Source organism: Paenibacillus hunanensis, assembly GCF_014645615.1.
Taxonomy (GTDB): Bacteria; Bacillota; Bacilli; order Paenibacillales; family Paenibacillaceae; genus Saccharibacillus; species Saccharibacillus hunanensis.
The window spans coordinates 148,664-170,536 of record NZ_BMMB01000004.1 but is presented as its reverse complement, the minus strand read 5'-3'; the positions used below and the strand labels follow the sequence as shown (position 1 = coordinate 170,536).

The following is a 21,873-nucleotide window of genomic DNA, read 5'->3' as shown; positions in this document are numbered from 1 at the left end:
CCGAGCGGACGATTCATCATGGAAGGGTGACTGTATTTGCCAAAACAATCTACTCCAGTCAACTATGGGGGCCAGGCCGTCATTGAAGGCGTAATGTTCGGCGGAAAAAATGTAAACGTAACCGCTGTACGACGCAAATCCGGCGAGATCACCTATCTGGAAGTTCCACGTACTGATAAGCCCTGGGTGCGCAGTCTGCGTCGCATTCCGCTTCTACGCGGTATTGTCAGCCTGATCGATTCAAGCGCAAAAGGCTCACGTCATTTGAACTATGCAACCGATGCGTATTCTGAGGATCAGATGGACCCGGAGGAATATGCGAAGGAAAAGGAAAAAGAACAATCGAAAACAAACCTGAGCATGATTCTCGGTGTTGCGGCTGTCGGCATATTATCTCTTATTGTCGGTAAGCTCATCTTCACCGTTGTACCTGCTGCAATAGAAGGATTTTTATTTGGACGTCTGTTTCAGAGCCAGTTTTTACACACACTACTTGAGGGCTTGATCAAAATTATTTTGCTGCTCGCCTATCTGTGGGGAATTTCGCAAACACCGATGATCAAACGTCTATTTCAATATCATGGAGCCGAGCACAAGGTTATTACTGCGTACGAGAATGGCTCCGAGCTCACTCCAGAAAAAGTACAGCAATTCAGTCGTCTTCATTATCGTTGCGGCAGTAGCTTTATTATTTTAACCGTTATTATCGGTGTATTCATTTACTCCCTCTTTCACTGGGACGGAATGACCGAGCGCATTATTCAACGTATTGTGCTGTTACCGGTCGTTATCGGCGTTTCATTTGAGGTTTTGAAGTTTACGAATAGTTTGCGGGATATTCCAGTGCTTCGTTATCTTGGTTATCCGGGTCTGTGGCTCCAGCTACTCACAACGAAGGAGCCTACGCTCGATCAAATTGAGGTATCTATCGCCTCCTTTAACCGGATGCGTGAGCTGGATGCTCAGCTGGAACGACAAACCGCAACAGCCACCTTGCCGGATGCTTCTCCTGACCCTGTGAAAGGATGATGAATGATGAGAAAGTCACCTCTTCAAGCCATTTTTGTTGCCGTTATGGCATTGCTCGCACTGGTCGGGCTAGCATGGGGCGTATATCGTATGATTTTTATGCCTTCGACCTTTGATTGGAGCGGTATTATCGTGACGCTCGTATTGCTGGGTGTGGTGCTATATGCACTTCGTTCCTCACCAGCATTTCAGGGCGGTCGCAAGCAACCTAAGATTAAGCCATCTGCACGCACGATGGCTAAAGTGAAGGCACAGCAAGGCAATTACAAAAACGTCTCCAAATCATCTCCTTTCGCTAAAACTAATCCATCTGGCAGAAGCAATGCCACTTCAACTGGAAGTAAGCCCAAAAAGAATTATCCATTCCAAGTTATTCAGGGCAACAAGGGCAAAGATGATGAAGAAATACCAAAATTTCATTAATCGAAGCGATACCACTTATCTGTGATATGAACACATGGATATGACAATGTGTTATTGAACGAAAGTGACGGACAGCTTCGATCTATACAAAAATCCCCCATCGTGTTATGCGATGGGGGATTTTTGCTATAACAGAGCAGTCGCTCGCTCTGCTAGAACCTTTTCATATCTCGAATTGCTCTCTTTATCATGATCTCTAATTTTTAAAAATGGGGTGGATTATAATCCCCAGTACGCACGCAGCTTACTTAGCACATCGAGTGGATTTTTCTTCAAGTCCTTAGCACTGAAGAAAATGCTTCCCTTCACCGTACTGTACTTGGCATTGTACTTAAGCTGATTAATGATCTCGTCTGAGGTGTTCCAGCCAACCTCTGGCGTGTTCAGCTTGTAAATTGCCTGACCGATGTACAGATCGACACCCGTATTCTTCGTCTCATTGACCCACCAGTCTACGACTTTATCGTAGCGAGCGACTGGCAGGGACAAGCTCCAGTATACTTGAGGTGCAATATAGTCAATCCAGCCATTTTTGATCCATGTGCGTGTATCCGCAGACATGCTATCATACGCAGTCACACCAGCCTTCGTATCCGATCCAGTCACATCGCTGGACTTATTACGCCATACACCGAACGGACTCACACCGAAGCGTACAGAAGGCTTAGCCGCATGAATCGACTGATCCATTTGCTGAATAAAGCTGTTGATGTTATTGCGTCTCCACTCTGCTTTGTTGGAGGATGCACCCTTGTACTGCGTATAGGTCGCATCATCATTGAACTTGTTGCTGGACGTTTCGGACGACGGATAGAAATAATCATCCAAGTGTACACCATCTACATCGTAGTTGTTCACGACCTCCATCACTGTATCAATGATCGATTGGCGTGCTGCTGGAATACCTGGATTGATATAGTATTTGCCGCCAAATTTGATCACCCAGTCAGGATGCTTGAGTACAACATTGCTTGGATCAAGTGAGCCTGTATTCGCATCCGTCGTTGCACGGAATGGGTTGAACCACGCATGCAGCTCCATACCGCGCTTATGTGCTTCTGCTACCATATACTCCAGTGGATCGTAGCCTGGATTTTTGCCCTGTGTACCTGTCAGGTACTTCGACCATGGCATTGTAGAAGACTTATACAGCGCATCACCCGATGGGCGCACCTGCACGAATACCGCATTCATGCCCATACCTTGCAGCTGATCCAGCAGTGCGGAAAATTCCTGCTTTTGCTTAGCTGCATTACCAGAGGAGCCTGTGCTTGGCCAATCCAGATTGAATACGGTCGAAATCCATGCCCCACGCATTTCTTTCTTTGCCGAAGGTGTAACTGGCTTTGTCGTATTAGCTGGCGTACCGAGTGTGCTACCGCTTCCCGTTGTGCTGCCTGTCGTTGCTCCATCATCACCCGTATAACCGCTTGTACGCAGGGTTACCGTCTGGTTCGCCTGATTCCAGTTTACAGTCAGGCCCAGTCCTTCACCGATAAAACGCAGCGGCACCATTACCCGACCACCGCGAATCTGTACGGAGGTATCCAGCGATACCGACTGATTGTCTACCATAGCCGTTTGTTGTCCGGCAGTGAGCACTAGCTTTTTACTGTCGCTCGTAATCGTTACCGTACTTGTCTGTTGATCCCAATTGATCGTTGCGCCCAGATTCTCACTGATGAGACGCAATGGCACCATCGTCACATTGCTATCGCTTGTAATGTATGGAGCCGCATCTCCTTGAATCGGCTTACCATCCAGCACAATCGCAATATTTGATGCTGCTGAGGCTGGCGCTCCGCTTACCGCCGGAACTAGAATAATCAGTGCCAGAAATAACGACATGTAACGCATCCATTTCATCGTTTCAGTACCTCCAGTAAATCTTTTCGTATCCGACTAGCCGACGTTGCTGTCTTGCCTGTTTACTTCGATGCTTTCTTTTTCGCATGATGAGTTGTCTATGTAATTAGACCGCATCCTGTTTCAAAAGTTGCGCCCAAAATAAAAGACATCTGTCATGTAATCGACAGATGCCTGCCTTATGAGTCGCTAACAAGCTCGCTTTGTAGTCTTTTGAGTTCTTCTACCCGTTCTGGATCACGACGGAAATATTCCACCAGCGTCTCGATCTGAGTAATTGAATCCCAGCTCAGATGATGCTCGATGCCTTCAACGTCCTTGTATATATAATCCGGATTTACACCGATAATATCCAGAAAATCCTCCAGCAGCTGGTGACGGTCTACAAGCCGTTTACCCATTTTCTTACCTTTGCTAGTCAATACAAGACCGCGATATTTTTCATAAATAAGGTAGTCATCCTTATCCAGCTTTTGGATCATTTTGGTAACGGATGAAGGGTGTACTTCCAGTCCTTCGGCAATATCCGATACACGCGCATATCCCTTTTGCTCGATCAATTGATAGATGCGCTCCAAATAGTCTTCCATACTGGGCGTTGGCATCTTGCTCCCCCTTTGAATGCACGTTCTCGTTAATGTGCCGACAATCACATGATGTCATGAATGATCGTTCATTCAATAATCATACATGGAATGTCGCGTGATTGGCAAGTTTTCGCGTGCTTTTTTTGCCAGATAAAGAACCTTTTGCAGACGGTGAGATTAGGCTCTCCAGCCTGCAAAAGGTTCGATTCAGACAGCCCAGCTACACACTTCAAGCGTCCGTTTGAAGCGGCAACATAGCCGTTATTTCTTTTAAAAGTTCGCTCAATTCCGTTATTGCCTAATACGTGGTATCACTTTTCGTTATATGATGGTTACCGTTATTATTTTACCAATGCGCCATTAGGCATGCTGTCCGGTACGGTAGCCAGTGTAAGCTGATCGCCCTGCGAAGCTGCCAGAATCATACCGCGCGATTCCTCACCACGCAGCTTCACTGGCTTGAGGTTCGTTACACAAATAACCTTACGACCTACCAGCTCCTCCGGTGTGTAGAACTTCGCAATACCCGATACAACCTGACGCTGCTCAAACCCAAGATCCAGCTGTAGCTTCAGTAGCTTGTCTGCTTTTTTCACTGGCTCGGCTGCGATAACCTGTGCTACCCGTAGCTCGACTTTGGCAAAATCATCAATGCTAATCTCTGTTTTGCCTTCTTCTGGCTCAGCAGCAGGCTTGCTTGCTTCTGCCTTTGGTGCAGGTGCAGACTCATCCGCTGCTTTGAGCACGCCACCCATCGCTTCCACGATATAGGCAACCTCTTCCTTCGCATCCAGACGTGGGAAGATCGGATCGCCCTTTGCTACCTTCGTTCCAGCAGGCACAAGACCAAATTGACGAGTGCTATCCCACGTTGTCAGCTCTCCATCTGTAACACCGATCTGCTCACGAATCTGCTGCGGCGCACGCGTCAGGAATGGCTGCAATACGATAGAGATAATGCGTAGCGATTCGGCAAGATGATACATAACCGAATCCAGTTGCGGACGGTTCGCTTCATCCTTCGCCAGCACCCATGGCTGAGTTTCGTCGATATATTTGTTCGTACGGCTGATTAATTGACTGATTGCTGTGAGTGCCACTGAGAATTCCAGCTTCTCCATAGCGGTCTCGATCTTATCAATCGTCTGTCCGACAAACTCCTGCAATGCACCATCCACCTCGTTGACAGCACCACCATAGGCAGGAACAATACCGCTACAATATTTATCGATCATTGCTACCGAACGATTCAGCAGGTTACCCAGATCGTTTGCCAGGTCAGAGTTCACGCGATCGACGAAGCTTTCCGGTGTAAATGTACCGTCAGAGCCGAATGGCACCTCACGCAGCAAATAGTAACGCAGGGAATCCAGACCGTAACGGTCGATCAGTGTAACCGGATCAACCACATTGCCCTTGGACTTGGACATTTTACCGTCCTTCATCAGCAACCAGCCATGACCAAATACTTTTTTAGGCAATGGCAGATCAAGTGCCATCAGCATAATCGGCCAATAGATCGTATGGAAACGTACGATTTCTTTACCGACCAGATGAATATCTGCTGGCCAGAACTTGTTGAACAGCTCTTCATTGTCGCTACCATAGCCAAGCGCTGTAATGTAGTTGGACAGCGCATCGATCCATACGTAAACGACATGCTTCGGATCATTTTTAACCTTAACGCCCCAGTCAAATGTTGTACGGGACACAGCCAGATCTTCCAGACCTGGTTTGATAAAGTTATTAATCATTTCGTTTTTGCGTGATTCCGGCTGAATAAAATCAGGATGATCCTGGTAGTATTGCAGCAGACGATCCGCATATTTGCTCATACGGAAGAAGTAAGATGCTTCTTTTACCAGCTCTACTGGGTGACCGCTATCCGGGCTTTTACCGCCGATCACTTCGCCTTTATCATTGCGCTCGATATCGACAAGCTGTGTTTCCGTGTAAAAGGTTTCATCCGGAATACTATACCAGCCCTCGTATTCCCCTTTATAAATATCACCCTGCTCTAACAGACGGTCAAAGATATTTTGTACGACATCCTTGTGGCGTTGCTCGGTTGTACGGATAAAGTCATCATACGAGATGTCCAGCTTATCCCACAGACTCTTGATCCCCTCAACAATGCCATCCACGAATTGCTGTGGTGTCTGTCCTTTCTCCGCAGCCTTACGCTCAATCTTCTGACCGTGTTCATCTGTACCGGTCAAATAACGTACATCATAGCCTCTCAGTCGCTTGTAGCGCGCCATCGCATCGCCTGCAACCGTTGTGTAGGCATGACCGATATGAAGCTTATCACTCGGATAATAGATCGGCGTTGTAATATAAAATGTCTTGTTCTCTTCTGGCATAAATACCCCTCCTTGATAAAATGGATCAACAGCTACAGCAGGCTATACAGACACAAAAAAGCCCTCGCCCCTATGGGACGAGAGCTGTGCTCACGTGTTACCACCCAACTTCCCCGCTTCCTTACGAAAAGCAGGCTCGTTAGCCTGTTCAGGCTAGCCATTAACGCTGGCTCACGCTGTAGCCTTACGCACGGTCATCCCGCTTCGCTCGACTTCAGTTCCTCCCGGACCATCTTCTACAGCGGCTCCCAGACCGGTTCGCAGCAACTCCGGCTCTCTGCACTGTGCCTATTCTGTATACTTATCCGTTCACTGGATGTCTATGATCTTCCTATGCTCTTCAATATACCTAATCGATGTCAGCACTGTCAAGCGATGTGCGCTTCCGTTCACGTACAGGTGGCACCAGGTCAATACCACCCGGATGAAACGGATGACATTTACTAATACGTACCGCTGCAAGCCAGCTTCCCTTTAGCACGCCATGTACCTCGATCGCTTCCAGCGCATACTGAGAGCAGGTCGGGTAAAAACGACAGCTCGGCGGCTTGAGCGGTGAAATACATTTACGATAAAAATGGATGGGCACCTGCACCACACGCCGGCTCCATTTCTGCGGCTTATTCACTGACTTTTTCCTGCCACAGATTCACCGGCAGCAGCGGTTGCGAGCGCGCTTTTCTTCATATGCAGGGCTGGGCCTTCCTTGCCGTCGCCACCTGTTGTATGACCCGATTCCCCTGGCAGACTGCCAAGCTGCGCACGACAATCCTTGCAGTAGCCAAATACCTCGAACTTGTGGCGAATCACTTCAAATTGCTCTGGCATATCCGTCATATCCATCGGACAAAAAGCGATTGGATACGTTTTTTCGCATTGCAAGCAGATCATATGATGGTGATGATGATCCTGACTGCAATGACTTTTAAACTTCACGCCATCCTCAAATACAATCTGCTCCAGTACACCAAGCTCCTGCATGACACGCAAATTCCGATATACCGTATCAAAGCTCAGTCCACTATATTTACGCTCCATATATTCATAAACGTCCTTCGCCGTCAGATACCCCGGCGCCTCAGCAAACAGTCGTGCTAGCGTACGACGCTGATCCGTAATACGTAGCCCTTGCTTGGACATGATGTCAATAATCTGTTCTGTAGACAGCATGAGTGTCTCCTCCTGTCATTATTCCGGTACGTGTTACATGAACTGCCGGATGCTCAATTCAAGTAAATATCCGTATACAGCGCTTCTGTATACCTCACATTCACTATTCGTAATCATAACTATTATACACCAAAATAATCGCTGTGCCGAATATTTATGGTGGAATCGTATCGAATTTTAAAAGAAAGTATATAAAAACGGAGCCGCCTGAAGCGACTCCGTTGATGTTGAGCAAAAGTATCGATAAGTATCACCTAGTAATCATCGATCAGTGCGGGATAATCAGGTAGCGTATTCGGTGCTAACCTGTCTTTATCTCTGCTCTATATTGTTATATCGGTATTATTGCTTTTTCGCAGGCAACTGGTTGAACAGCAGGTTAACCGGCAGGTTACTACCCGGTGCAGCTGTGAACCAGATTTCGACTGCTTCTGTATCCAACGCACCTGTACGATAGAGAACAACATTTTCGTTCGCTGTTGTTACTGCCGAATTACGCTTAACTGGCGTACTTACACCATTTACAAAAATGTAGCCAGTGTAGCGACCGCCACGAGCATTAAAGGAAATGAGCGTATTTGGTGCAACCATATCGAGCTTGATTCTGTACAATACACCAAAGTTACCAGCATTCGATGCATCTGTACCGGACAATGGATCTGTACCGATCAAGTTAGGGTCACTATTGTTATCGCCCATCGGCAAACGAACTCTCGTGTTTCCGATCAGGCTTGGGATATGAATTAGACGAGTCGAATTATCATACGTACCACGGTTGTGAATACCGTCGCGATCCAGCTTCGGCAATGTGTTCATCGCCTGCAATGGATCCGCATTTTCGTCCACCATCAATACAGTGTACTGAATGTTGGAATCACTCACCAGATCAGCAAACAGTGATATAACGGTATCATTTGGCATCGTGGATGCATTCAACTGATTAAAGATGACCTGACTTTGTCCAGGCTGCAATGTCGTGTTCATTGCATCTTTACCGTTTTGCAGCGATTGATAGTAACGATCAACCGATACTTTACCTACAGCTGTAGCATATTGGTTTGGTCCGCCAAAGCCGATTGCCAGCTGATTAATGTTGGCTGGTGTAGCATTCGGGTTCGTCGCAATCACATACATTTTTACACGCTTACCTGTTTCGTTCAAATGGTGAACCATAAAGCGAGTTGGACCATTAGCGAACTCCTGATACACGATACCTTCAGACAGTACGCGTTCTGGACTGTTACTACGAATCAAGCGTACAGGCTCAGAAGAAGCCTCGAATGGAGTCACTTGAAGTCCTGGTACTTCGCTACCATTAAAGTCGAACGAATCACCGATTGGTGTGAACAGCGGATAAAATTCATCTGCTGTGTACAGTGTATCATTTGTAATATTGATCGTTTTGCTGTATGTGCCTGTTGCACCATGCTTATCGGTTACAGTCAATGTGATCGTTTGTGGTCCTGGTGTGAAGAAAGCAAGCTGATTGTTGGACCAATCTGTTTTTGTAATCGCATTTTCATCATCTGTGCTCATATCTGTATACGTGATCAATTCACCCATACGATACGAATCGCTATTCGTTGTAAACATCGCTACTGGCGGCTGGTTCGGTGGCAGTACATTAAGCGTCACGCTGTACGGATCGCTCCACTGTCCATTCGCATCCATTACCTGATAGGTTACAACATGTGAGCCTGCTTCCGCGAATACATCCTCGCGTCCAGTCCAGCGCTCATCAACGATAGGTGTACCGTCGGATGTGCTCGATTTTGTAGTATAAGTTACTGCTGTTTGTGTAGCATAGATATCCTTTGGCGATACGGTGAAGGAAGCGGTTGGCTTCACTTGCAGATCCATAATAACCATTTTACCTTGAACGGTATATGGAATATTCAGCGCAGCTGTGATTGAAGTGAGCGGTACCATAAACGTTCCTTTTTGTTGGAACGAAGCTCCCTTCATCATCGATTGCACGCCATTTACCGTGTAAAATTTGCTATCTGTTTTAAAACGAAGCTCTTTACCATCCTTGGACATTACTGTTTCTTTCGTACTGGAATCATATGTAAGCGTAAGGCCAACACGTTCCACCAGTGCACGTACAGATACGTAAGAGACACCATTTTTGACAGTCATCGGCTGATTGGAGAAATACAGCTTGCCATCACGATAGATCTGATTGGAATTCATGATAAAGATCAGTTTGTTAGGTCCTGCCGAATACACATCGGTTACGACAGAAGGTGAGCTTGTTACTGGTGGAACCGTTGTAGTTGGTGGTGTAGTGGTTACAGGCGGTGTTGTTGGAACATTTGTATCGCTTGTTCCAGTCCCTGTGCCATCGACACCTGCTGGGTCTGTGCCCATTGTACCGGAATCTGTGGACAGTCCATTATCATTTAATGATTGATCACCATACACATCCTTTACAATTCCGGTTGCTGTATTGCCTTCTGCTGCGAACGCCTGACTTGCAGGGAATGCCGCAACTACCTGGGTAAAGGCAAGCACAGCTATTAGCATGCTTTTCTTGAATTTCATTGTTCGACTCCTTCTTATGTCTTTTTTTCTATACATTCAGATGTCAAAATAAAACTCCCCCGAAATGACACGTTATATAAGACGCTCGAATTGCTGAAAAGTTTCTGTCTGATTCGTAAAAGCCACGTTAAAATATCGTTGTTCACATTTCAGCCACAATTAAATGACATGATATGCATAAGTATGTACATGCGCACGAAAAAGCCTGTCCTCCGCAGATGGACAGGCTTACCATTCCTGTATCAATCATGGCGATCATCGATTCAGACATTCATATGACGTCGATGACGGAGTTGCAGCTCCACATCTGAAGGAGTGCTGCATTCTTCATCATAGGCTTCACTGCATATCAAGTCAAATCTGCACGCCGTATTGCTCATTCAACGTAACAGGCAAGCGCCCGGTCGCTGTAGCCGCTCCTGCAAGCACAGCTGCCAGTGCCTCGGCTGCATACTTGCGATTTTCATAGGCGCAAATGTATGTTTTCACATCAGGCAATGCGTTCAAGTCATAGGGATTGCGCATCGATGCTACGATAAAAGGAACCTGTAGCTGCTCATGTAGCTGTCTTGTCAGCAGTGCCTGTCCCTCTGGTAGCTCGCCTGCGGCCGTATAAGTAACCATGACGACGAAGCCTGCCGCCATCGCTTGCTGTATGACCTGCTGTCGCTCCACCTCATCGGGCTCAACATCGATAGCAAGCTGCCGTGCCGGTAGACCATGTAGCGACAATGCCTCTGCTAGACTGACCTCGTGACGTGCTGGCTCATCCACCTCAGTTCGACGAATCACCTGCGGCCAGATCACAAGTCCTTCTAGAGCAGATACAGGGCGTCGCAGTGGAAGCTGGCCTTCATCCTTCACCACTGTAATGCTATGCGCTGCAATTCGTCGTAGCACCATTTCCGTATCGCGTGCACCTAATAATGCAGCGAGCTGTGCTTCATTTACTGGCGCTGTATCCATCTGACGTTGCGCCTTTAGCTTCAATATTCGTTTCAATGCTGCATCGATGTGCTGCTCGGATAGACGTCCTTCCTGAACAGCTACTCGAACTGCCTCAATCGCTGCAATCTGCTCCTCCAGCGTATGACTTACAAGCAACAGATCCGCTCCTGCTTGCGCTGCCCGCACTGCCGCTTCTGGAATCGAAAAATGCTTCGCAATCGCGTGCATTTCCAGACAATCGGTCACGATCACACCCTCATAGCCCATCTGCTCACGCAACAATCCAGTCAGCACGGAGTGTGATAATGTAGACGGGATGGGCTCTGGCTCGAACGCGGGAAATATTACATGAGCCGTCATAATCAGATCGGCTTCAGCATCAATCGCATGGCGAAATGGAAGCAGCTCCACCTGCTCCAGACGCTGCCGATCATGCGGCACTGAAGCCAGACCATAGTGCGAATCTACATCGGTATCACCATGCCCGGGAAAATGCTTTGCAGTCGCTGCTACATTCTGCGCCTGCATCGCTCGAATCGCCGCCGCACCGTGCAGCCCGACGGTCTCTGGCTTTTCCGAATAGGAGCGCACGCCAATCACCGGGTTACGCGGATTATTGTTCACATCCACACAGGGAGCAAAATTCACATTGATCCCAAGTGCATATAGCTCGCGCGCACTGATCGTAGCCGCCGCAGCCGTAAGATCCAGATCGTCTGCGGCACCGAGCGACATATTGCCTGGAATGAGACTCAGCTCCTCCTGATCGATACGACTGACCATCCCGCCCTCCTGATCAATCGCAATCAATAAAGGTGGCAAGCCCTGCGCACGTGCCATATCCTGCAAGCTGGCCGATAAATGATGGATTTGAGTAGCTGTACCGATATTGCGCCGAAAATAAATCACGCCACCAATATGATATTGCTGGATTAATTGTTGAATCTGCTCATCAGGTACAATATCGTGAAACCCGCATACAAAGAGCTGTCCAATCTTTTGCTCCAATGTCCAGTGCGCTATCTCTGTATTCATGCTACTCGTCCTCCCTTATCCTCCATAGACTACTAGCTCTATTTGCAACTATTATACGAAGCTCTGCTATGGATAAACAAGTTTGGCGATATACAAAAAAAGCACCTTACAACGTCATGTGATCTTCCTGCCTAGCAGGATACACAGCGCTATAAGGTGCTTAATAAGGATATGCTCACACAGATGAATCATTCAGCAACATACATAATGAGAAAATGAATGTACTAGCTATAGAAGATAAGGCTTCATCAATCATTCCGTTTCACAATGTCAGCGCGTCTGGAATGCTTGCCCTTACCCCTTAACGAACACAGGCAGTTTGACGTCGTCCCTGTTCAATCAAACGATATGCTCGTTCCACCTCGGCTTCTGTCGGCGAAGGCACGCCATCCAGCGGATAGATGCGGCCCAGCGACTGCCATTTATAAATGCCCATCTGGTGATAGGGTAAAATCTCAAATTTCTCTACCCCATCCAGTGTGCCGATGAATTCACCCAGTGCGATCAGGTCTTCCTCTGCATCATGAATGCCAGGGACAAATACATGTCGTATCCACATTTTGCGGCCATGATCCGATAACCACCGTGCCAGCTTGAGTGTGCGCTCATTGGATACACCGGTCAGCTTTTTGTGCTTTTCATCATTAATATGCTTCAGATCGAGCATGACCAGATCAGTCACCTCAAGTAACTCATGAATCTTCTCACCATCATTATATCCGTTACTATCGAGCGTTGTATGAAGATTCCAGCGCTCCTTCACCTCATGGAATAATGCTCTAACGAAAGGGGCTTGCAGCGTAGGTTCACCGCCCGAAACGGTAAGTCCACCGCCAGAGCTTCGGTAGTAATTCAGGTAAGGCTCAATCTCAGCCAGCACTTCGTCCAGCTGCATGACCTTGCCTCCGTCCAGATTCCAGGTATCGGGATTGTGACAATACTGGCACTTCATCAGACACCCCTGCATAAATAATACGAAACGAATACCTGGACCATCAACGGTACCAAATGTCTCCAGCGAGTGAACACGGCCTGTTACCATGATCATTCAGCCCCTTTCTCATAAGTAGTATAACCGAACAGATCCGGATGATTGTATCCAATAGCGACGGTAGCAGCCGACCGGCTCGCAACATATCGATGATGGTGAGAACCCTGATCAACAACGAGGTGAAGAAAAGAGCATCACACTTGCAATACATCGATAGGGAAGCGAGCCGACTCAGGTCTGCTAGCTGTAGCCTTCTGTCCGGCAGCCATTGGTTGTGTGGAGCCTTCCTATCAGGCATCCGTGGTAGCACATTCTGCTACTGTTGATGCACTCACCGGTCACTTACAGCGAAGCGAGAATTACATCGCGCTGTGGAACGTACGGTTGATTACATCAAGCTGTTGCTCACGAGTCAGTTTAATAAAGTTAACTGCATAACCGGATACACGGATGGTCAGCTGTGGATAGTTCTCTGGGTGTTCCATTGCATCCATCAGCTGCTCGCGGTCAAATACGTTCACATTCAGGTGATGCGCATCACTGCCAAAGTAGCCATCCAGCATTGCGACCAGATTCGATTTGCGAGTTTCTTCTTCTTTACCAAGTGCTTTTGGTACGATCGAGAAGGTGTTGGAGATACCATCCAGACTGTGCTCGTATGGCAGCTTCGCTACCGAGCTGAGCGATGCAAGAGCGCCTTTTTTATCACGTCCATGCATTGGGTTAGCACCTGGTGCGAATGGTTCGCCTGCTTTACGTCCATCCGGTGTTGTACCTGTTTTCTTACCATATACTACGTTCGAGGTGATCGTCAGTACAGATTGAGTAGGAACCGCTTCACGATACGTTTTGTGCTGACGAATCATGCTCATAAAGCTTTCAACCAGCTCAACGGCAATCGCATCAACACGATCATCATTGTTACCGTAGCAAGGATATTCGCCTTCGATTTCAAAATCGATTGCAATGCCCTGTTCGTTACGAATTGGTTTGACTTTTGCGTATTTGATCGCGCTCAGGGAGTCGGCAGCTACCGACAGACCGGCGATACCACACGCCATCGTACGTAAAATGTCACGGTCATGCAGCGCCATCTCGATACGCTCGTAGCTGTATTTATCATGCATATAGTGAATGATGTTCAGTGCATCCATATACACCTTGGACAGCCATTGCATCATAGGTTTGTAGCGTTTCATGACTTCATCGTATTCCAGATATTCCGATGTGATCGCTGGATACTCAGGGCCAACCTGTGCACCGGATTTCTCGTCTTTACCACCGTTGATTGCGTACAGCAATGTTTTGGCAAGGTTCGCACGAGCGCCGAAGAACTGCATTTGTTTACCGATACGCATTGCGGATACGCAACAAGCGATACCGTAGTCATCACCGTAGATTGGACGCATCAGATCATCATTTTCGTACTGGATCGAGCTCGTTTCAATCGATACTTTTGCACAATATTTTTTGAAGCCCTCTGGAAGCTGCTCTGACCACAATACAGTCAGGTTAGGCTCTGGTGCTGGGCCAAGATTGTACAGGGTGTGCAGGAAGCGGAAGCTGTTTTTCGTAACACGAGTCGTACCGTCTACTGCCATACCACCGATCGATTCGGTTACCCATGTAGGGTCGCCACTGAACAGCTCGTTATAATCAGGTGTACGCAGGAATTTGACAATCCGCAGCTTCATTACGAAATGGTCAACGAGCTCCTGTGCTTGCTCTTCAGTTAATGTGCCTTCTTTCATATCACGTTCGATATAAATATCGAGGAAGGAAGATACACGTCCGAGGGACATCGCCGCACCGTTTTGTTCTTTTACAGCTGCCAGATAACCAAAGTACAGCCATTGGAAGGCTTCTTTTGCATTTTGTGCTGGCTTGGAAATGTCAAAACCATGATCCGCAGCCATCTGCTTCAGCTCGTTCAGCGCTCTGTACTGCTCGCTGATCTCTTCACGCTGGCGAATTGTAGTTTCATCCATGTATTCGCCCAGTGTCTCATCATGCTCCTGCTGCTTTTGCTGCATCAGGAAATCTACACCATACAATGCAACCCGGCGATAGTCACCGATGATACGACCACGACCGTAAGCATCTGGCAAACCAGTTACAATACCGGATTTGCGAGCTGCACGAATCTCAGCGGTATAAGCATCAAATACACCCTGGTTATGCGTTTTACGAATATTAGTGAAAATGTCGATCACAGATTGTGGAACCTCGAAGCCATAAGCTTTACAAGCATCGATAACCATCCGAATACCACCGTAAGGCTGAATAGCACGTTTGAATGGTTCGTCTGTTTGTACGCCGACTACCTGTTCTTTTGCTTTGTCCAGATAACCCGGGCCGTGAGATACGATCGAAGCCGGTGTGTTCACATCCACATCCCATACGCCGCCGCGCTCGCGTTCTTCACGGGATAAACGGGATACGATCTCCCACAGATCATTTGTATTTTGAGTAGGGCCAGCCAGAAAAGCTTCGTTACCAACATAAGGATTGATATTTTCATCAATGAAGTTTTTGGTGTCTACGTGGTTTGTCCATTTACCTTGCTTGAATCCTCTCCAGGCTTGCTGGATGTTTTCCTGTACGTTACGTTCGATTACGGACATTGATAATCCCTCCATGATTTGTGAATTAAATCACAAATATTGTTGTGCGCTGACTTGTAACCTTGCGCCAGTGGGTTGTGCTCTGGCTATGTCTTTATTATGAGGTATGGGAGGGAATAAATATGTGATAAAGATCACAATTAGAGATTGTTATTATGATTTTTATCACTTTCTGTAGTGGATACAGATGGGAGTGAATTGTAGTACAGTTGGTTGGAATTGCAGATATTGTGCTGATGGGCTGGCTTGAAATGAGGTTAATGCTGCTGAAGGGTATGTCTTTTTGTCATACAGGTGGTTGGGAATTTGGGTACAGTTGGTGGGGATTTGGAATAGTGCAAATGTGGTGGTTGGAATTTGAATTAAACTTGTTGGGTATGGAGTGGTGTGATGGGTATGGTTACACCACTCCGTCAAGGAATAAGGGGACGGACTCGGATGGAGCCGCGGGAATCTTTTGGAATGGGGAAGAAATGAAGATTCCCGCCCCTCCAAAGCAGTAAGATATTTTGCTTCGCAAAAATCACTTTTCCATTGAACCCCGTGTTAGGAAATCACTAACACTATAAGTCGTCCTTTCCCCTTATCTCCTTGCCTCCGTTCTGCAATGCTCGCATCAGGAAGATGTAGGTAATACATTAAAACCGAAAGTACACGAGCCGATGTTGAAAGTCACTCTCGCACGGAGAGTGACTTGCATCCACATCATGCAACAGCTGTCGAATTGATGCTTTCAATCCACACTCTCGCACGGAGAGTGACGCTCAATGCGTATATGGACGCCACAGAGCTTCTAAACTTTCAATCCACACTCTCGCACGGAGAGTGACAGTTTAGCCTGCTGGAACAGGATGCGAGCGGTAATTGCTTTCAATCCACACTCTCGCACGGAGAGTGACTAGTCCCTACGCATTAAAAAGTTTTGTTACTCAGCTTTCAATCCACACTCTCGCACGGAGAGTGACTCGGTAACCATGCAGCAATAATATTAGACACCTGCGCTTTCAATCCACACTCTCGCACGGAGAGTGACGATTTTACGCATAAGTATATGGCGATCACCGGTTACCTTTCAATCCACACTCTCGCACGGAGAGTGACCAACCTCAACACCTGCAAGGATTGGATAGCATCCTCTTTCAATCCACACTCTCGCACGGAGAGTGACTGCATGCCTTTCTAACCCTTTCGTAGCAAGGGAAAAACAGTTCAAAATCGCGAACCTCCTTTTTAGCCTACTGGAAACTGGTGAAAAAGACAACAAAAAACCTCAAATCCCTTATGTAGCAAGGAGCGCGAACCTCCCAGGGATTTTATGTGAGCTTAGGGTTCGCGCTTGCAGAGGCTATTTTTAATTATTATTTGGATCATAATTATTTAGATCATATAGGTACGTAAATGTTTTACTACTAGCTCTGGGCTGATGGCGAATATGCTGCATATACAGATGGGCTGGAATATGCTTAGATTGCTTTTGTTATTAGAACGAATACAGCTTTTATAAAATAACTCTGATTCTAATAATAAAGTATGGAGACTATAGCGCTGTATTTTCATTGATCTTAGTGAACTCATACGTATGCGCACGCTACAGAACGGAGGCAAGGAAATAAGGGAAAAGGACGACTTTGGAGGGGCGGGAATCTACCTTTACTCCTAATCCAGTAGATTCCCGCGGCTCCACCGGAGTCCGTTCCCTTATTCCTTGCCGAAGTGGTGTAGATACAGACTTCCATAAAGTTAATATCAGCACCAATCAATCCTATATATCCTATCAAAGAGCTATACCACTACATGGTCCACGAATAATCCACGCAGCTCCACCCTACTCTCCAGTACAAAAAAGACTCCTGCCCATCCCAATGGGACAAGCAGGAGTAATCAATCTATATAATAATGGGAGGAGAAACAGATTTCATAAGCAACATAGGCTATATACTCAGTCAAACGATAGCCAGTTAAAGCGGGCGATGATCTTCAAAATAATCATTACATTCTTTCATTCGTGCTCGTTTCACTACAAGCTAGATTGTAGATTACTCAAACCGACCATAGAACGCGTTGCGGTACACATCCGCCAGCTCGGTCACGAGCGGCATTTTAGGGTTCGCTGTTGTACATTGATCTTCAAATGCGCGGTCTGCCAGATAATCGACACGCGATTCGAAGTCTTTGGCATCAAAGCCAAGCTCCTGGAATGTCTCTGGGATACCGAGTTTGCGGTTCAGATCGCGGATGGCGTTGACCAGACTGTTTACGCCTTCTTCTGTTGTACGAGCTGGTAGTCCCAGAATGCGGGCGATTTCAGCGTAGCGCTCGTCAGCGATAAAGTGCGAGTATTTAGGGAACGACGAGAACTTGGTTGGTTTTTTCGCATTGTAGCGGATTACGTGTGGCATCAGGATCGCATTGGTACGACCGTGTGCAGTGTGGTATTGACCGCCCCATTTGTGCGCCAGACTGTGGTTAATACCCAGGAAAGCATTAGCAAATGCCATACCAGCAATGGTCGAAGCATTATGCATTTTTTCACGTGCTAGCTTGTCGCCAGTCAGTGCCGATTGCTCCAGGTATTGGAATACAAGTTGGATCGCTTTGATCGCCAGACCATCGGTGTAGTCATTCGCCATATTCGATACATAGGCTTCAATCGCGTGAGTCAGTACGTCCATACCAGTATCTGCTACAGCAACACGTGGTAGGCTATATACGAACTCAGGATCGACAATCGCTACGTCTGGAGTCAGCTCATAGTCAGCCAGTGGATATTTGGTGTTGCCTTTTTCCTTGTCGGTAATAACTGCGAACGATGTCACTTCCGAGCCTGTACCCGATGTGGTTGGAATCGCGACGAATTGTGCTTTTTGACCAAGATGTGGGTATTTGTAGATCCGTTTGCGAATATCCATGAATTTTTGCTTCAGATTGTCAAAGCTTACATCTGGATACTCATAGAACAGCCACATGCCTTTGGCAGCATCCATTGGCGAACCGCCGCCGAGTGCGATAATGCAGTCTGGCTGGAAGCGTTCCATCATTTGACGACCGCGTTCTACCGTTGCAGTCGATGGGTCTGGCTCAACTTCCGAGAATACTTCGATAGCAACTGGTGTTTGACGCTGACGCAGATAATGTTCTACCTTTTCGACATAACCCAGTTGTACCATCATTGGGTCAGTGACGATTGCGACACGGCTGATGTTCGGCATTTTCGCAAGGTATTGAGTCGAACCTTTTTCAAAGTATACTTTTGATGGGATTTTGAACCATTGCATATTCACGGTACGACGAGCCACCCTTTTAATATTAATCAGATTGACAGCAGTGACGTTCGAAGAAGTCGAGTTGCGTCCATACGATCCGCAGCCCAGTGTGAGCGATGGCAGGTTCGTATTGTAAATGTCACCGATTGCGCCATGTGTCGATGGCGAATTCACGATAATCCGTCCAGTTTGCAGACGATCTGCAAATTTTTGAATTACTTCTTCATTGTTCGAGTGAATCGCCGATGAGTGCCCCATACCGCCAAATTCAACGATCTGGGCAGCACGCTCGATCCCTTGATCCGCATTTTTCACTTTATAGCAAGCGAGTACCGGGCTTAGCTTTTCAGCAGACAATGGATATTTGGTGCCTACGCCTTCCAGCTCAGCAACGAGAATCTTCGTATTTGCAGGTACGGTAATTCCGCTCATTTCAGCAATTTTAGTTGCAGGCTGTCCGACGATTGCCGGATTTACTGCACATTTTTCCACATTCATAGCTCCAGCGGTCAGCTTGGCAACTTCTTCTTTATTGAGGAAATAGCAACCGTTGTCGATCATCAGCTTTTTCACTTGATCGAATACAGGCTCTTCAATGATAACCGCCTGCTCGGACGCACAGATCATACCATTATCAAACGATTTGGAGAGGATCAGGTCCGTTACCGCTTGCTTCAGATCGGCACTCTTCTCGATAAAGGCAGGTACGTTACCAGGGCCTACACCGAGTGCTGGTTTTCCACAGCTATATGCTGCTTTGACCATCGCACCGCCACCAGTAGCCAGAATAAGTGCTACATCGGGGTGATTCATCAATGCATTCGTTTTGTCCATCGATGGGTTCTCAATCCATTGAATACAGTCGGCTGGTGCACCGTGCTTCACCGCTGCTTCTAGCAATGTTTTTGCGGCCTCGCGGCTACATTGCTGTGCAGATGGGTGGAAGCCGAAGATGATCGGATTGCGTGTTTTGATCGCAATCAGTGCTTTGAACATCGTGGTGGAGGTCGGATTCGTTACTGGTGTAATCCCCATAATGATACCGACTGGCTCGGCGATTTTTTGGAAGCTGTCATACGCGTTATCTTCAATCACGCCAACCGTTTTTTCATTTTTAATGCTATGGTAGATGTATTCTGTCGCAAAGATGTTTTTCGTAATCTTATCCTCATACACCCCACGACCGGTTTCTTCTACAGCCATTTTAGCAAGGTGCATATGCTTGTCGAGTCCGGCAAGCGCCATCGCCTGTACGATGCGATCGATCTGCTCCTGATCCATTTTCATGAAAGCAGCGTAGGCTTTGTTCGCCTTATCGATCTGCTTTTGAATCTCTTCCTGTGCGCTCAACTCTGCGGTGCGGGCGGCATCATTTTTAACAGCCATTTCTCTCATCCTCCTCAGAATGTGTGTTGCTCTTGTCTACGCACTGATCATAGCATAGAGACATAAATCATAATGTGATATTTTTCACAATCAATTTTGATTTTTAAAAATTTTTTTTTCTTGTTTTTTGCTTTTGCATTTTGAATGATATCGCGTTATACTATAAGTGAAAATAATCACAAACTTTTAAAATTTAAAGTTTCTTTCCTCTTACCGATAACATATAGAGGTAAAGTGACATATATCAATTAATTTTACTAATTTTTCCTTTAATTTAATGCAATTTGGTTATTTTCACGTATAATGGGGATATAAAGGAGAGGAACAATGATGAACAAACCAATGGAATTGACGAAGCAGCTTGAAAATAGTAACACTAGTAGCTTCTCGCCTGCTAATCTGGAGCGCATGCTTGCTTATGCGACAGATCGCAGTGTAGCAGCTGGATCGCATCTATTCTGGGAAGGCGATATGTCGGACAAGCTTTTTTACATTAAAAACGGACGCGTTAAATTAACCAAATCGACCGATGAAGGTAAAGAGCTCATCCTGTATATGTATCAGGCTGGTGATATTATCGGTCAGGCTGATCTGTTCTCCGGTACACGCCTCGGCTTCACAGCAGAAGCATTAGAAGATACTGAGGTTGCTGTTATCGATCATAAGGACCTGGAGCTGATCATTTGCCAGCATTGCGACTTTGCTATTGATTTTATGAAATGGATGGGTACACACCATCGTCTAACTCAAACCAAGGTACGCGACCTGATGCTGTACGGTAAACCAGGAGCGCTCTGCTCGACGCTGATTCGTCTGAGCAACACCTACGGCGAGCCACATAATGAAGATGGCTCGATTCTGATTAACAAAAAAATTACGCATACCGATCTATCGAATATGATCGGCGCTACTCGTGAGAGCGTAAACCGTATGCTAAGCGATCTGCGTAAAAAAGACACGATCGAGTACGAGCACGGTATGATTATCATTCATGACCTGGAGGCACTACAGGAGGTTTGTCACTGCGAGCTGTGTCCAAAAGAAATCTGTCGGATCTGATTGACCACTCTTCTCCCCACTGCATCGGATGTACGTGAACCCATTGCTATTGTATATGCGAAAAAAGCTTTCCACCGGAACGATACCGGGGAAAGCTTTTTTATGTTCGGATACCGCCGTCTTGCAGACAGCCTGTATACATTAGTCTACCCAGTGCTCTGCCCAGTTTTGAATTTGCTCCATTACTGGCTTGAGGGCGCGACCTTTCTCTGTTAATTCATACTCAATTCGTACCGGAGTCTCCGGGTATACCTGTCGTACCAGTATGCCACTTGCCTCCAGATCTTTCATACGCTCCGAGAGCATTTTATCGCTCATCATCGGAATGAGGTTCGATATGTCTTTGAACCGTTTCGGTCCGCTCATCAAGGATTGAATGATGAGGCCGTTCCAGCGTTTACCCAGGAACGAAAAGGCTGTCTCAAAGCGCGGACACAATCCCAATTGATGCTGTTCCATCATTTCACCTCTTTACTGGTCCATTGCCAAATCACATATGGATACAAATTAGGCTTACTGCTCACAGACTCGAGCTTACAATAAGTTAGCACAAATATCTTACCATATTTCCTAACATAAGAAAAC

14 protein-coding genes, 1 CRISPR repeat array and 1 other annotated feature are annotated in these 21,873 nt (G+C 46.8%); of the genes, 3 read left to right on the top strand and 11 right to left on the bottom strand.

Translation table 11 applies throughout. The features are described from left to right. The first annotated feature begins 36 nt into the window (after nt 1-36). Nucleotides 37-1,029 (top strand): DUF1385 domain-containing protein, encoded by a 993-nt coding sequence (locus IEX62_RS09385; protein ID WP_188775201.1) that lies wholly within the window; start codon nt 37-39, stop codon nt 1,027-1,029. Between the two features lie 3 nt (nt 1,030-1,032). Continuing rightward, nucleotides 1,033-1,452, top strand: a complete 420-nt coding sequence (locus tag IEX62_RS09380) for a hypothetical protein (protein WP_188775200.1) — start codon at nt 1,033-1,035, stop codon at nt 1,450-1,452. Nucleotides 1,453-1,671: 219 nt separating this feature from the next. On the opposite strand, the gene IEX62_RS09375 is transcribed toward IEX62_RS09380, so the two are convergent. The 10 genes from IEX62_RS09375 to adhE all read right to left on the bottom strand — a co-directional run bounded on the left by IEX62_RS09375 (nt 1,672) and on the right by adhE (nt 20,229). Continuing rightward, nucleotides 1,672-3,318 (bottom strand): family 10 glycosylhydrolase, encoded by a 1,647-nt coding sequence (locus tag IEX62_RS09375; protein ID WP_188775199.1) that lies wholly within the window; start codon nt 3,316-3,318, stop codon nt 1,672-1,674. 179 nt (nt 3,319-3,497) lie between these two features. Then, nucleotides 3,498-3,923: a transcriptional regulator MntR gene (gene mntR, locus IEX62_RS09370; protein ID WP_188775198.1), complete on the bottom strand. Its 426-nt coding sequence runs from the start codon at nt 3,921-3,923 to the stop codon at nt 3,498-3,500. A gap of 323 nt (nt 3,924-4,246) precedes the next feature. Beyond that, the gene (metG, locus tag IEX62_RS09365; RefSeq protein WP_188775197.1) at nt 4,247-6,268 is read right to left on the bottom strand and encodes a methionine--tRNA ligase; all 2,022 of its coding nucleotides are present in this window, start codon (nt 6,266-6,268) and stop codon (nt 4,247-4,249) included. A 70-nt stretch (nt 6,269-6,338) separates the two neighbouring features. After that, nucleotides 6,339-6,590 (bottom strand) — a binding site (T-box leader). A gap of 27 nt (nt 6,591-6,617) precedes the next feature. Then, on the bottom strand, nt 6,618-6,896 hold the full coding sequence (gene yidD / locus IEX62_RS09360; protein ID WP_188775196.1) for a membrane protein insertion efficiency factor YidD: 279 nt from the start codon (nt 6,894-6,896) through the stop codon (nt 6,618-6,620). Continuing rightward, nucleotides 6,893-7,438 carry a Fur family transcriptional regulator gene (locus tag IEX62_RS09355; protein WP_188775195.1) on the bottom strand — a complete coding sequence of 182 codons (546 nt, stop codon included), beginning with the start codon at nt 7,436-7,438 and terminating at the stop codon, nt 6,893-6,895. The genes yidD and IEX62_RS09355 overlap by 4 nt, the downstream gene beginning before the upstream one ends. Before the next feature lie 342 nt (nt 7,439-7,780). Further along, the gene (locus IEX62_RS09350) at nt 7,781-9,982 is read right to left on the bottom strand and encodes a stalk domain-containing protein (protein WP_188775194.1); all 2,202 of its coding nucleotides are present in this window, start codon (nt 9,980-9,982) and stop codon (nt 7,781-7,783) included. Nucleotides 9,983-10,336: 354 nt separating this feature from the next. Further along, a complete protein-coding gene (nagZ, locus tag IEX62_RS09345; RefSeq protein WP_188775193.1) occupies nt 10,337-11,965 on the bottom strand; it encodes a beta-N-acetylhexosaminidase in 1,629 nt (542 codons plus the stop codon). A 301-nt stretch (nt 11,966-12,266) separates the two neighbouring features. Then, nucleotides 12,267-13,007, bottom strand: coding sequence for a pyruvate formate-lyase-activating protein (gene pflA / locus IEX62_RS09340; RefSeq protein WP_188775192.1), 741 nt, complete (start codon nt 13,005-13,007; stop codon nt 12,267-12,269). Between the two features lie 308 nt (nt 13,008-13,315). Further along, on the bottom strand, nt 13,316-15,580 hold the full coding sequence (gene pflB, locus IEX62_RS09335; RefSeq protein WP_188775191.1) for a formate C-acetyltransferase: 2,265 nt from the start codon (nt 15,578-15,580) through the stop codon (nt 13,316-13,318). Between the two features lie 730 nt (nt 15,581-16,310). Beyond that, a CRISPR array of direct repeats spans nt 16,311-16,748; the repeat unit is 32 nt; unit sequence CTTTCAATCCACACTCTCGCACGGAGAGTGAC. Nucleotides 16,749-17,616: 868 nt separating this feature from the next. After that, nucleotides 17,617-20,229 carry a bifunctional acetaldehyde-CoA/alcohol dehydrogenase gene (adhE, locus tag IEX62_RS09330; RefSeq protein ID WP_188775190.1) on the bottom strand — a complete coding sequence of 871 codons (2,613 nt, stop codon included), beginning with the start codon at nt 20,227-20,229 and terminating at the stop codon, nt 17,617-17,619. Between the two features lie 330 nt (nt 20,230-20,559). On the opposite strand from adhE, the gene IEX62_RS09325 reads away from it, so the two are divergent. Then, complete coding sequence (locus tag IEX62_RS09325) at nt 20,560-21,288, top strand: Crp/Fnr family transcriptional regulator (RefSeq protein ID WP_373289119.1); 729 nt, start codon at nt 20,560-20,562, stop codon at nt 21,286-21,288. Nucleotides 21,289-21,429: 141 nt separating this feature from the next. Here the strand turns inward: IEX62_RS09325 and IEX62_RS09320 are convergent, their stop codons facing one another. After that, nucleotides 21,430-21,747 carry a winged helix-turn-helix transcriptional regulator gene (locus tag IEX62_RS09320; protein WP_188775603.1) on the bottom strand — a complete coding sequence of 106 codons (318 nt, stop codon included), beginning with the start codon at nt 21,745-21,747 and terminating at the stop codon, nt 21,430-21,432. Nucleotides 21,748-21,873 lie beyond the last annotated feature (126 nt).